This window comes from Micromonospora zamorensis (assembly GCF_900090275.1).
GTDB classification, from domain to species: Bacteria; Actinomycetota; Actinomycetes; order Mycobacteriales; family Micromonosporaceae; genus Micromonospora; species Micromonospora zamorensis.
Genome location: NZ_LT607755.1, coordinates 2,222,497 through 2,236,943 on the forward strand (window position 1 = coordinate 2,222,497; position 14,447 = coordinate 2,236,943).

The 14,447-nt window shown below is 74.1% G+C and carries 1 protein-coding gene; it reads left to right on the forward strand.

What is annotated here, in order from left to right:
* Window positions 1-9: 9 nt before the first annotated feature.
* On the forward strand, window positions 10-14,415 hold the full coding sequence (locus GA0070619_RS33365; RefSeq protein ID WP_231927351.1) for a type I polyketide synthase: 14,406 nt from the start codon (window positions 10-12) through the stop codon (window positions 14,413-14,415).
* Window positions 14,416-14,447: the final 32 nt, after the last annotated feature.

A 14,447-nucleotide genomic window follows, 5' to 3' on the forward strand; every position in this document is an offset into this window, starting at 1 on the left:
GAGCTCATGATGGCCACCTCCAACGACAAGCTCGTCGAGGCACTGCGCTCCTCCCTCAAGGAGAACGAGCGTCTGCGCCACCAGCACCGCCGACTCACCGAGGCGCAGCGGGAACCCATCGCCGTCGTCGGAATGGCCTGCCGGTACCCCGGCGGCGTCGACTCGCCCGAGGCCCTCTGGCGACTCGTCGCCGACGGCGCCGGGGCCCTGTCCGACTTCCCGGACGACCGCGGCTGGGACCCGGCCGCCTCGTACGCCCGCCCGGCCGGCTTCCTGGACGCGGCGGGTGAGTTCGACGCGGCGCTGTTCGGCATCTCGCCCCGGGAGGCCGTCGCCATGGACCCGCAGCAGCGGCTGCTCATGGAGACGGCCTGGGAGGCCCTGGAGCGCGGCGGCGTCGACCCGCTCTCCCTGCGGGGCCGCCAGGTCGGCGTCTTCGTCGGCTCCAACACGCAGGACTACGCGTCGGTGCTGATGCGTACGCCGATCGCCGCCGAGGGGCACCTGCTCACCGGAAACGCGGCCGCCGTGGTCTCCGGCCGCCTGTCGTACTTCTTCGGACTTGAGGGCCCGGCGATCACCGTCGACACCGCCTGCTCGTCGTCGCTGGTCGCGCTGCACCTGGCGGTCCAGTCGTTGCGGCAGGGCGAGTGCACGATGGCGCTGGCCGGCGGGGCGACCGTCATGTGCACCACCGGCGCGTTCGAGGAGTTCGAACGACAGGGCGGGCTTGCCGCGGATGGCCGCTGCAAGTCGTTCGCCGCGGCTGCCGACGGCACCGGCTGGGGTGAGGGAGTCGGGCTGCTGCTGGTGGAACGGCTCAGCGACGCCCGCCGGCTGGGCCACCCGGTGCTCGCCGTCATCCGTGGCACCGCTGTCAACCAGGACGGCGCGTCCAACGGCCTCACCGCCCCGAACGGCCCGTCCCAGCAGCGGGTCATCCGCGCAGCCCTGGAGAACGCCGGGCTCACCGGCGCCGACGTGGACGCGGTCGAGGCGCACGGCACCGGCACCGTGCTCGGCGACCCGATCGAGGCGCAGGCGCTGCTCGCCACCTACGGCCGGGACCGGGCAGAGGGCGACCCGCTCTGGCTCGGCTCGATCAAGTCGAACATCGGTCACACCCAGGCCGCCGCCGGTGTCGCCGGGATCATCAAGATGGTCATGGCGATGCGGCACCGCACCCTGCCGCAGACGTTGTCCGTCGACGCGCCCACCCCGCACGTCGACTGGTCGACCGGTGCGGTGGAGCTGCTCACCGAGGCCCGTCCCTGGCCGTCCGGCGACCACCCGGCCCGGGCCGGGGTGTCCGCCTTCGGCGTCTCCGGCACCAACGCCCACGTCATCGTCGAGCAGGCCCCTCCCGGGGACGAGGAGCCGGCCCGCGAGCCGGTCACCGTCCCGGCGCCGCTGCTGCTCTCCGGCCACGACGACGCCGCCCTGCACGCCCAGGCGGCCCGCCTCGCCCGCCACCTCACCGACCGCGACGCCGACCCCGGTGACGTCGCGCACTCGCTGGCCACCACCCGCGCCGGTCTACGGCACCGCGCCGCGATCACCACGACCGACCCGGCGGAACGGCTCGCCGCGCTGACGGCGCTCGCCGAGGGACGCGGCACGGCCGGCGTCGTGCGGGACACCGTCACGCGCGGCCCGCTCGCGTTCGTGTTCTCCGGTCAGGGGTCACAGCGGCCCGGCATGGGTCTGGACCTCTACGACACGTTCCCGGTGTACGCGCAAGCGTTCGACGCGGCCTGCGCGGAGCTGGACCGTCACCTCGACCGGCCGATCCGCGACGTGATCGCCGAAGGCGACGACCTGGACCAGACGCTCTACACGCAGACCGCGTTGTTCGCCGTCGAGGTGGCGTTGTTCCGCCTCGTTGAGTCGTTCGGTGTCACCCCGGACTACCTGGTCGGCCATTCGATCGGTGAGATCGCGGCGGCGCATGTGGCCGGGGTGCTGTCCCTCGCGGACGCGGCGAAGCTGGTTGCCGCGCGGGGTCGCCTGATGCAGGCATTGCCGACCGGCGGGGTGATGGTGGCGGTGCGGGCCACCGAGGCCGAGGTGCTGCCGCTGCTGACTGACGGCGTGTCGGTCGCGGCCGTGAACGGTCCGCGTTCGGTGGTGCTGTCGGGGGCCGCCGATGAGGTCGCGGCCGTCGCCGCCCACTTTGAGAAGTCGAAGCGGCTGCGGGTGAGTCACGCGTTCCACTCGGTGTTGATGGAGCCGATGCTCGCCGAGTTCGCGCAGGTCGCCGAAACGTTGACCTACGAGTCGCCCCGGATCCCGGTGGTGTCGAACGTGACCGGGCAGGTCGCGGAGACGCAGGACGCCGGCTACTGGGTGCGGCACGTGCGGGAAGCGGTGCGGTTCGCTGACGGCATTTCCACCCTGGAGAACCTGGGTGTCAGCACGTTCGTGGAGATCGGCCCGGACGGGGTCCTGTCGGCCATGGGCGCGGACTGCGTTTCCGACGCGGTGTTCGTACCCGTGCAACGCGCCGACCGCGACCAACCGACTGCGCTGCTCACCGCGCTGGCCCAGGCCTTCGTGCGCGGCGTCGCGGTGGACTGGACGCCGTGCCACCCCGGCGCTCGCACTGTGGACCTCCCCACCTACGCCTTCCAGCGCCGCTACTACTGGCCCGACCTGCCGAAACCCGTGAGCGGCACGCCCGACGAGTGGCGCTACCGGGAGAGCTGGCAGCCCGTCGACGTCGCGCCCACCGAGGCCCTCGCCGGGCGGTGGCGCATCGTCGCCGACCCGGCGGACCCGACCGCCCAGCAGCTGCACGACCTGCTGACCCGCCACGGCGCCACCCCGGACATCGCCATCGCCCCGGGGATCACCGACGGACTGGCCGGGATCCTGCACGTGCCCTCCCGCACCGGCGACCTCGACGCCACGGCCAGCCTGCTCACCCTCATCAGCGCGGCGGCCACCGCCGGCAGCACCGCACCGATCTGGACCGTCACCACCGGCGCCGTCACCACGGGAACCGACGGCATCGCGCCCGACCCCGCCCAGGCCGCGCTCTGGGGCCTCGGCCGGGTGGCCGCGCTCGAAGTCCCGGACACCTGGGGCGGTCTCGTCGACCTCGCCGGGGACGTCACCGACCAGCTCGTCGCGGTCCTGACCGGCACCACCGGCGAGGACCAGATCGCGGCCCGCGCCGACGGCCTGCACGCCCGCCGCATCGACCGCGCCCCCGCCACCGCCGCCGAACCCTGGCAGCCGACCGGCACCGTCCTGGTCACCGGCGGCACCGGGGCGCTCGGCGCCCACGTCGCCCGCTGGGCCGCACACTCCGGCGCCGACCGGGTCGTCCTGCTCAGCCGCCGTGGCCCGGACGCGCCCGGCCTCGACGCCCTGACCACCGAACTGGCCGGAACCGGGTGCCAGATCACCGCCGCGGCCTGCGACGTCACCGACCGCGACGCTCTCGCCGCCCTCGTCGCGACGCTCCGCGCGGACGGCACACCGGTCCGCTCGGTCGTGCACACCGCCGGCGTCGCCCACCTGACCCCGCTCACCGGCCTGAGCCCCGCCGACATCAGCGAACTCGGCGCCGCGAAGGTGCTCGGTGCCCGACACCTCGATGAGATCCTCGGCGACGACCTGGACGCCTTCGTGCTCTTCTCGTCGATCGCGGGCGTGTGGGGCAGCGGCGACCAGGGCGGATACGCCGCCGCGAACGCGTACCTCGACGCCCTCGCCGCCCGCCGCGCCGCCCACGGTCGGCCCGCCACCGCGATCGCCTGGGGTCCGTGGGCCGGCGGCGGCATGGCCGATGCCGACGTCTCCGCCCACCTCGCCCGGCGCGGCATCACCGCCATGAACCCGACCCGCGCCATCGCCGCGCTGGCCCACGCCGTCTCCGCCGGCGACACCACTGTCGTGGTCGCCGACGTGGACTGGTCGCGCTTCGGACCCGCCTTCACCGTACGACGCAACAGCCCTCTGCTCACGCCGCTGCTCGCCAGCGCGCCGGACGAGGCACAGCCCAGCGGTCCGGCCGCCGATCTCCTGGCCGGCCGCACCGCCGAGGAGCGCCGCGCGTACCTGCTGCACCTGGTGCGCAGCGAGGCCGCCGCGGTCCTCGGCCACGAGTCCGCCGACGCGGTCCCGGCCGACCGCCCGTTCCGGGAACTCGGCTTCGACTCGCTGACCGCCGTGGAACTGCGCAGCCGCCTCGCCGCCGCGACCGGCCTGCGCCTGCCCACCACCGTCGCCTTCGACTACCCGTACGCCGCCGTCCTGGCCGCCGAGCTGGACGCCCTGCTGTCCGGCGCGGATCGCACCGCGAACACCGTCGCGCCGGCCGTCGGCGTCTCCGACGAACCGATCGCCATCATCGGGATGGCCTGCCGCTACCCGGGCGACGTCGATTCACCCGAGGACCTGTGGCGGCTCGTCGAGTCCGGCACCGACGCGATCGCCGGTTTCCCCACCGACCGTGGCTGGGACCTGGACTCCCTCTACGACCCGGACCCGGACCAGCCCGGCGCCTCCTACACCCGGGCCGGCGGCTTCGTCGCCGACGTCGCCGGCTTCGACGCGGCGTTCTTCGGCATCTCACCCCGCGAGGCACTGGCCATGGACCCGCAGCAGCGACTGCTGATGGAGACCGCGTGGGAGGCGGTCGAGCGGGCCGGAATCGACCCCGCCGGCCTGCGTGGCGAGCCCGCCGGTGTCTTCGTCGGGGCGTCCTTCTCCGGCTACGGCACCGGTGACCAGATCGCCGACGGCGTCGAGGGCTACCGGCTCACCGGGACGGCGGCCAGCGTCACCTCCGGCCGCATCGCGTACACCCTCGGCTGGGAGGGCCCGGCCGTCACAGTGGACACCGCCTGCTCGTCGTCGTTGGTGGCGCTGCACCTGGCGGTCCGCTCGCTGCGGTCCGGCGAGTGCTCTCTGGCCCTGGCCGGCGGCGTCACGGTGATGGCCAGCCCGGACGCGTTCGTGGAGTTCTCCCGCCAGCGGGGTCTGTCCGCCGACGGGCGCTGCAAGTCGTTCGCGGCGGGCGCGGACGGCACCGGCTGGTCCGAGGGCGCCGGGCTCCTGCTGGTCGAACGGCTCTCCGACGCGGTCCGCAAGGGTCACCGCGTCCTCGCCGTGGTCCGGGGCACCGCTGTGAACCAGGACGGCGCCTCCAACGGCCTGACCGCCCCGAACGGTCCCGCCCAGCAGCGGGTCATCCGGGCGGCACTGGCCGACGCCGGCCTCACCCCGGCCGACGTGGACGCGGTCGAGGCGCACGGCACCGGCACCCGGCTCGGCGACCCGATCGAGGCGCAGGCCCTGCTCAGCGCGTACGGCCAGGACCGCCCGACCGGTCGACCGCTGTGGCTCGGCTCGGTCAAGTCGAACATCGGGCACACCGTCGCGGCGGCCGGTGTCGCCGGAATCATCAAGATGGTCATGGCTATGCGGCACCGCGTGCTGCCGCGCACGCTGCACGTGGACGCACCCACCCCGCACGTCGACTGGTCCTCCGGAGCGGTGTCCCTGCTCACCGAGGCCCAGCCGTGGCCCGGCGTGGACCGTCCGGCCCGCGCCGCGGTCTCCTCCTTCGGCATCAGCGGCACGAACGCCCACGCGATCCTGGAAGCGCCCCCGACGCCGGAGCCGCAGGTCGCCCCAGAGCCGCAGGTCGTCCCGGAGCCGCAGATCGTCCCGGAGCCGCAGGCCGCGCTCGTGCCGGCGACGCTGCCGGTGCCGTGGACACTCGGCGCCGCCGAGCCGGCCGTGCTGAGCGCACACGCCGCGCGGCTGCTGCCGTACCTCGACGCGAATCCGGTCGACGTCGGTCACTCACTCACCCGGCGCGGTTCGTTCCCGCACCGGGCGGTGGTGTTCGGGCGGGACGCTCTCAACGCGGCGGCCGACGGGCGGACGGATCCCGGCCTGGTGACCGGTGATGTGGTCGACGGCAGGCTGGCGTTCGTCTTCTCCGGCCAGGGATCGCAGCGGCCGGGCATGGGTCTGGAGTTGGCGTCGTCGTTCCCGGTGTTCGCGGAGGCGTTCGACGCGGCCTGCGCGGAGCTGGACCGTCACCTCGACCGGCCGATCCGCGACGTGATCTTGAATGACGCGGAGGCCCTGGACCAGACGGCCTACACGCAGGCGGCCCTGTTCGCGGTCGAGGTCACCCTGTTCCGCCTGGTCGAGTCGTTCGGTGTCACTCCGGATTACCTGGTGGGGCACTCGATCGGTGAGATCGCGGCGGCGCACGTTTCCGGGGTGCTGTCCCTGCCCGACGCCGCGAAGCTGGTCGCCGCGCGGGGTCGTCTGATGCAGGCCCTGCCGTCCGGTGGGGTGATGGTCGCGGTGCGGGCCACCGAGGCTGAGGTGCTGCCGCTGCTGACCGACGGCGTGTCCGTCGCGGCGATCAACGGCCCGCGCTCGGTGGTGCTGTCCGGGATCGCCGACGAGGTGGCCGCGGTGGCGGCGAAGTACAAGTCCAAGCGTCTGCGGGTCAGTCACGCGTTCCACTCGGTGCTGATGGAACCGATGCTCACCGAGTTCGCTCAGGTCGCGGGGTCGTTGACCTACGCCGAGCCCCGGATCCCGGTGGTGTCGAACGTGACCGGGCAGCTCGCGGAGACGCAGGACGCCGACTACTGGGTGCGGCACGTCCGGGAAGCCGTGCGCTTCGCCGACGGCATCGCCACCCTGGAGGCCGCAGGTGTGACCACGTTCGTGGAGATCGGCCCCGACGGCGTCCTGTCCGCGATGGGCGCGGACTGCGTTTCCGACGCGGTGTTCGTACCCGTGCAACGCTCTGACCGCGACCAGCCGACCTCGCTGCTGACCGCCCTCGCCCACGTCTTCGTGCGCGGTGTCGCGGTCGACTGGACGCCCTGCCTGACCGGCGGACGCCTCATCGACCTGCCCACCTACGCCTTCCAACACCAGCGCTACTGGCCCGCGGCCACGGTCACCGGCAACGGCGACGCGGTCGACCACCCGCTGCTGGGCGGCATGCTCACCCTCGCTGGCGACGGCGACGAACGGATCTTCACCGGCCGCTGGTCGCGCACCGCTCTGCCGTGGCTCGGCGACCACCAGGTCGCCGGCGACGTCGTCGTCCCGGGCACCGCGCTGCTCGAACTCGCCCTCGCCGCCGGTGCCGAGGTCGGCTGCGACCAGGTCGACGATCTCGTCCTCGCCGCCCCGCTGATCCTCGGCGAGCAACGGGTGGAGGTCCAGGTACGCACCGGCGCGGCGGACAACTCCGGCCACCGCGCCGTCACCATCCACGCCAGCTCCGACGGCGACCGGTGGACCACCCACGCCACCGGCACCCTCAGCACCGCCGGGCGCGCCGACGACACCACGCCGGCCACCTGGCCGCCCGCCGGGGCCGAGGCGATCGACACCACCGGCCTCTACGACGCCCTGCGCCGCCGGGGCCTCGACTACGGTCCCGCGTTCCGCGGGCTGCGCCAGGCGTGGTTGGGCACCGATGGCGCCGTGTACGCGGAGGTGGAGCTGCCCGACTCGGTGGACGGCAGCCGCTACGGCGTGCACCCGGCGCTGCTGGACACCGCCCTGCACCCGCTCGGCCTCGGCGTCCTGGGCAGCGACGACGGTCAGGCCCGGGTGCCGTTCGCGTGGTCCGGCGTCACAGTGCGGGCTGCCGGCGCGGTCACCGCCCGGGTCCGGCTGGCCGACGCCGGCACCGACGCCGTCAGTGTCCACCTCACCGACACCGTCGGCCGGACCCTGCTGACCGCCGACTCCCTCGTGCTGCGCCGCTACGCCGAGCGCACCGCCAGCACCGACGGCCTGCACCACCTCGACTGGATCCCGGTCGAGGCGCCCGGCACGTCCGACCGCACCGGAACCGAGGTGCTGCGCGTACCCGCCAGCGACCCCACCGACCCGGTCACCGCCACCCATGCCACCACCGCCGCCGTCCTGGCCGCGCTGCGCGACGCCGTCGAACGGGACACCCGGCTCGCGATCGTCACCAGCGGCGCGGTCGGCTGCGCTCCCGGTGACCCGGTCACCGATCTGGCCGCCGCAGCCGTCTGGGGTCTGGTCCGCAGCGCCCAGACCGAGAACCCCGGCCGGTTCCTGCTCATCGACACCGACGGCGACGAACAACTGGGCGCGGTGCTCGCCACCGGCGAGGAGCAGATCGCGATCCGGGACGGCGCCCTGCGCGCACCCCGACTGGCCCGGGTCACCGAACCCGCCGCCAGCCACGACTTCGGCACCGGCACGGTCCTGGTCACCGGCGCGTTCGGCACCCTCGGCCGGCTGGTCACCCGACACCTGGTAACCCGTCACGGCGTCACCGACCTGCTGCTGCTCAGCCGCCGCGGCCCGGACGCCCCGGAAGCCGCCGACCTCACCGCGGAACTCGCCGCGCTCGGCGCGACCAGCACCGTCCTGGCGTGTGACCTGGCCGACCGCGACGCCCTCGCCGCGGCGATCGGCAGCGCGGGAATCCTGACCGGGGTCGTCCACATCGCCGGCGTGATCGACGACGGTGTGGTCACCGCACTCACACCGGAGCGACTCGGCGCGGTGCTCCGACCAAAGGTCGACGCCGCCTGGCACCTGCACGAACTCACCGCAGGGCACCCGCTGACCGCGTTCGTGATGTTCTCCTCGGCGGCCGGTCTGCTCGGCAGCCCCGGCCAGGCCAACTACGCGGCCGCGAACGCCTTCCTCGACGCCCTGGCCGACCTGCGCAACCGGGCCGGGCTCCCGGCCTCCTCGCTCGCCTGGGGACCCTGGGCCGCCGGCATGGCCGCCGACCTGGACCCGGACGCCGTCCAGCGGATCAGCCGTGGCGGGCTGGCCCTGATCACACCCGAGGACGGCCTCGGTCTCCTCGACGCGGCCGGTCAGCGCACCGCTGTCGTTCCGCTGCGGCTCACCTCCGGGCGGACCGCGCCGACCACCGTCCACCCGCTCCTACGCAACCTGGTCCGGGCCGGGCGGCGTGGCACCGCCCGGGCCGCAACCGGTGATGCCTCCCTGGTCCAGCGGCTCGGCGCCCTACGCCCGGCCGAGCAGCGCGAAGCGCTCCTCGACCTGGTCCGCACCCACGTCGCGAGCGTGCTCGGCCACGGCTCGGGTCAGGCCGTCGCCCCCGGCAAGGCGTTCCAGGAGACCGGTTTCGACTCCCTCGCCGCCGTCGAGCTGCGCAACGGCCTGAACGCCGCAACCGGCCTGCGGCTGCCGGCCACCCTCGTCTTCGACCACCCGAGCCCGGCCGCTCTCGCCGCCCACCTGCACGAGACGCTGTTCGGCGCCGACCTGACCGGCGCGCCCGAGGTCACCGCGCCCGTCCGGGCCGACGAGCCCATCGCCATCGTCGGTATGGCCTGCCGCTATCCCGGCGGGATCAGCTCACCCGAGGACCTGTGGCGCCTCGTCGAGTCCGGCAGTGACGCGATCGGTGACTTTCCCGCCAACCGGGGCTGGGACGTGGACCGCCTCTACCACGCCGACCCGGACCACCCCGGAACCTCGTACACCCGCTCCGGTGGCTTCCTCGCCGACGCCGCCGACTTCGACGCCCCGTTCTTCGGGCTCGGCCCACGCGAGGCCCTCGCCACGGACCCCCAGCAGCGGTTGCTGCTGGAAACCTCGTGGGAGGCCTTCGAGCGGGGCGGCATCGACCCTGCGACCGTACGCGGCAGCCGCACCGGCGTCTTCGCCGGAGTGATGTACCACGACTACGTTTCCCGACTGGACCCCGACGGCGACGCCGTCGAAGGTCTGCTCGGCATCGGCAACGCGGGCAGCGTCATCTCCGGCCGGATCGCGTACACCTTCGGGTTGGAAGGCCCGGCGGTCACCGTCGACACCGCCTGCTCGTCCTCCCTGGTGGCACTCCACCTGGCCATCCAGGCGATCCGCAGCGGCGAGTGCACGATGGCGCTCGCCGGTGGGGTCACTGTGATGGCCACCCCGGGCACCTTCATCGAGTTCTCCCGCCAGCGTGGGCTCTCCGCCGACGGTCGCTGCAAGTCCTTCGGCGCCGGAGCCGACGGCACCGGCTGGTCCGAGGGCGTCGGCATGCTCGTGGTCGAACGCCTCTCCGACGCCCGCCGCAACGGCCACCCGGTCCTCGCCGTCATCCGCGGCAGCGCCGTCAACTCCGACGGCGCCTCCAACGGTCTGACCGCCCCGAACGGTCCCGCCCAGCAGCGGGTCATCCGCGCCGCACTGGCCAGCGCCGGCCTGGGCGCCGCCGACATCGACACCGTCGAGGCGCACGGCACCGGCACGGTGCTCGGTGACCCGATCGAGGCGCAGGCCCTGCTCGCCACCTACGGTCAGGACCGCCCCGACGACCGACCACTGTGGCTCGGCTCGATCAAGTCGAACATGGGCCACACCCAGGCCGCCGCGGGTGTCGCCGGCATCATCAAGATGATCGAGGCGATGCGGCGCGGCGTCCTGCCGCGCACTCTGCACGCCGACGATGCGTCCCCGCACATCGACTGGTCGGCGGGCGCCGTCGCACTGCTCACGGAGGAACGGCAGTGGACGGTGGACGGCCGTCCCCGCCGCGCCGCCGTCTCGTCGTTCGGTGTCTCCGGCACCAACGCCCACGTCATCCTCGAAGCCGCTCCCGAGCCCACACCGGCACCCCGGCAGCCGCACACCGGGCCGACGATCTGGCCGCTCACCGCGACCACCACCGACGGTGTACGCGACCAGGCGACCCGGCTGCTGGCCCACCTGAAGAGCCATCCCGGGCTGGACCCCGCCGACATCGGGCACACCCTCAGCACGCGCGGCACCTTCCCCCGTCGGGCGGTGGTGCTCGGGCGGGACGCCCTCGACGCAGCCGCCGAGGGAAGGACTGATCCCGGCCTGGTGACCGGTGACGTGGTCGACGGCAAGCTCGCGTTCGTCTTCTCCGGCCAGGGGTCGCAGCGGCCCGGCATGGGCCTGGAGTTGGCGTCGTCGTTCCCGGTTTTCGGGGAGGCGTTCGACGCGGCCTGCGCGGAGCTGGATCGTCATCTCGACCGGCCGATCGGCGAGGTGATCTTGAACGACGCGGAGGCCCTGGACCAGACGGTCTACACGCAGGCGGCGTTGTTCGCGGTCGAGGTCGCCCTGTTCCGGCTGGTCGAGTCGTTCGGTGTGACTCCGGACTTCCTGGTCGGGCACTCGATCGGGGAGATCGCCGCCGCGCATGTCGCCGGGGTGCTGTCCCTGGCCGACGCCGCGAAGCTGGTCACGGCTCGAGGCCGCCTGATGCAGGCCCTGCCCGCCGGTGGCGTCATGGTCGCGGTGCGGGCCACCGAGGCTGAGGTGCTGCCGCTGCTGACCGGCGGGGTGTCCGTCGCGGCGATCAACGGTCCGCGTTCGGTGGTGTTGTCCGGTGCCGCTGACGAGGTCGCCGCGGTGGCGGCGAACTTCAAGAAGTCGAAGCGGCTGCGGGTCAGTCACGCGTTCCACTCGGTGCTGATGGAGCCGATGCTGGCCGAGTTCGCTCAGGTCGCGGCAACGTTGACCTACGCGCCGCCGCGCATTCCGGTGGTGTCCAACGTGACCGGTCAGGTCGCGGAGACGCAGGACGCCGGCTACTGGGTGCGGCACGTACGGGAAGCGGTCCGGTTCGCCGACGGCATCGCCACCCTGGAGGCCGCGGGCGTCAGCACGTTCGTCGAAATCGGCCCCGACGGGGTCCTGTCCGCGATGGGCGCGGACTGCGTTTCCGACGCGGTGTTCGTACCCGTGCAACGCTCTGACCGGGACCAGCCGACCACGCTGCTGACCGCCCTGGCCCAGGTCTTCGTGCGCGGCGTCGCGGTGAACTGGGCACAGTGCCACCCCGGCGGACGCCTCATCGAGCTGCCCACCTACGCCTTCCAGCACCGCCGCTACTGGCCCGCCGGCCCGGCCGCCGCCGCGCGCCGCGACCGCACCGGCCACCCGCTCTTCGACACCGCCGTCACCCTCGCCGAGGCGGGCGGGGAACGCGTCCTCACCGGCCACTGGTCGGTCGCCACCTTGCCGTGGCTCGCCGACCACCGGGTCGACGGCGCCCTCCTGGTGCCCGGAACCGCGTTGGTGGAAGCCGCCCTCGCCGCCGGCACCGGCGACCGCCTCGACGACCTGGTCCTCTCCGCCCCGCTCATCCTGGACGAGGGTGGCGCCCAGATCCAGGTACGGGTCGGCGCGGCCACCGACGAGGGCCGCCGCCCGGTCACCATCCACGCCAGCACCGACGGCGCGACCTGGACCGCCCACGCCACCGGCACCCTCGCTCCCACCGACGACGCACCGGCTCTCCCGGTGGGTCGCTCGGCCGCCGCGGCACCGCTGAACGTGGACGGACTCTACGACGAGCTGTTCCGACGCGGCCTCGACTACGGCCCGGCGTTCCAGGGGGTCCGGACCGCCTGGCGCGACACCGACGGCACCCTGCACGCTGACGTCGTCCTGCCGGACGAGGTGGACACCGGCGGTTACGGCATCCACCCGGCCCTGCTCGACGCGGCCCTGCACACCCTCGGCCTCGACGAGCACACCGGCGACGGTGCCGCCAAGGTGCCGTTCGCGTGGTCCGGGGTCACCGTCCACCAGCCCGGCGCCACCGCCGCCCAGGTCCGCCTGAGCGTCGGCGACGCGGTCCAGGTCACGCTGGCCGACGCCGTCGGCGACCCGGTCGTCTCCGTGGCCGCCCTGCGACTGCGGGCGTACGCGCCGCCGTCGGTGCTGCACCGCCTCGACTGGACGCCGATCGACCTGCCCGACACCGGCGACACCGAGACCGTGATCCTGCGGATCGCGGCGGACGGCGGCGACCCCCTGGCCGCCACCCGCACCGCGACCGCCCGGACGCTCAGCGCCCTCCAGTCGGCCATCGCGAACGACACCCGCCTCACCGTGGTCACCGCCGGCGCCACCGGCCGCGACGTCACCCACCTCTCCGGAGCCGCCGTCTGGGGGCTCGTCCGCGCCGCCCAGTCGGAGCACCCCGGCCGGTTCACCCTGGTCGACGCCGAACCCGGCACCGGCGAGGAGGAGATCCGTGCCGCGGCGGCAGCCGAGCAGTCCCAGATCGCCATCGGTGTGGACGGCGTCTTCACCCCCGTCCTCACGCCGTACGTGGCGAGCGGCGACGAGGCCGCCGGCCCGGGCACCGGCACCGTGCTGATCACCGGTGCCCTCGGTGGACTCGGCCCTGTCGTCGCCCACCACCTGGTCACCCGGCACGGCGTCACCGACCTGGTGCTGCTCAGCCGGCAGGGCCCCGACGCGCCGGGCGCCGACGCTCTCGTCCGCGACCTCGCCGCCGCCGGAGCCACCGCCACAGTGGTGGCCTGTGACGCCGCCGATCGCGCCGCGCTCGCCAAGGTGCTCGACGGCCTCCCCGACCTGACCGGTGTCGTGCACCTCGCCGGGATGCTCGACGACGGGGTGGTCACCGCGCTGACCGACGAGCGCGTCGCCACGGTCCTGCGCCCCAAGGCCGAGGCCGCCTGGCACCTGCACGAGCTGACCCGGGACCGGCACCTGACCGCGTTCGTGCTGTTCTCCTCGGCCGCCGGCGTCGTGGGTGGCCCGGGGCAGGGCAACTACGCCGCCGCCAACGCGTTCCTCGACGCCCTCGCCGCCCACCGCCGGCGTGCCGGCCTGCCCGGCACGTCCCTGGCCTGGGGGCCGTGGGCGGCCGGCATGGCCGCCACCCTCGCCGGGGCCGACCTGGCCCGGATGGCCCGCACGGGCATCCTGCCGATGACCGAGACCCAGGCCCTGACCGCGTTCGACCTGAGCCTCGGCGCCGCGGAGCCGGCCCTGGTGCCGCTGCGGCTCGACCCGACGGCCACCCCGGCCAGTGTGCCGGCGGTGCTGCGCGGCCTGCTGCGGGAGGCACCGAAGCGCCGGGCCAGCCGGCGCGGACCGGACCGTACGCTCGCCGAGCAGCTCGCCTCGACCGACCCCGTCGGTCGCAGCGAGGCGGTGCTGAACGTGGTCCTCACCCAGGTGGCCGCCACGATCGGCGACGGGGCGGCGCACACCGTCGACCCGGACCTGGAGTTCACCGGCCTCGGGTTCACCTCGCTCGCGGCCGTTGAACTGCGCAACGGCCTCAACGCCGCCACCGGGCTCAGTCTGCCGGCGACGCTCACCTTCGACTACCCGACGCCGCGCGCTCTCGCCGACCACCTGCTGAGCACGCTCGCCCCGGCCCGTACGCCGCGTCTGTTCGACGAACTGGCCCGGCTGGAGCAGGCGTTCACCGCCCTCCTGCCGGACGAGATCGCCGAACTGGCCGTACGCGACGGCGTCGCGGCCCGGCTGAAAGCACTCACCGGCCAGTGGGCCGAGGTGACCGGAGCGGCCGCACCGGTTACCGAAACGCTCGACGAAGCCAGCGACGACGAGCTCTTCGCGTTCATCGACCGCCGCCTCGGCGCGTCCTGACCGGCTCGCACACTCTCTCGGACAGGTGATTC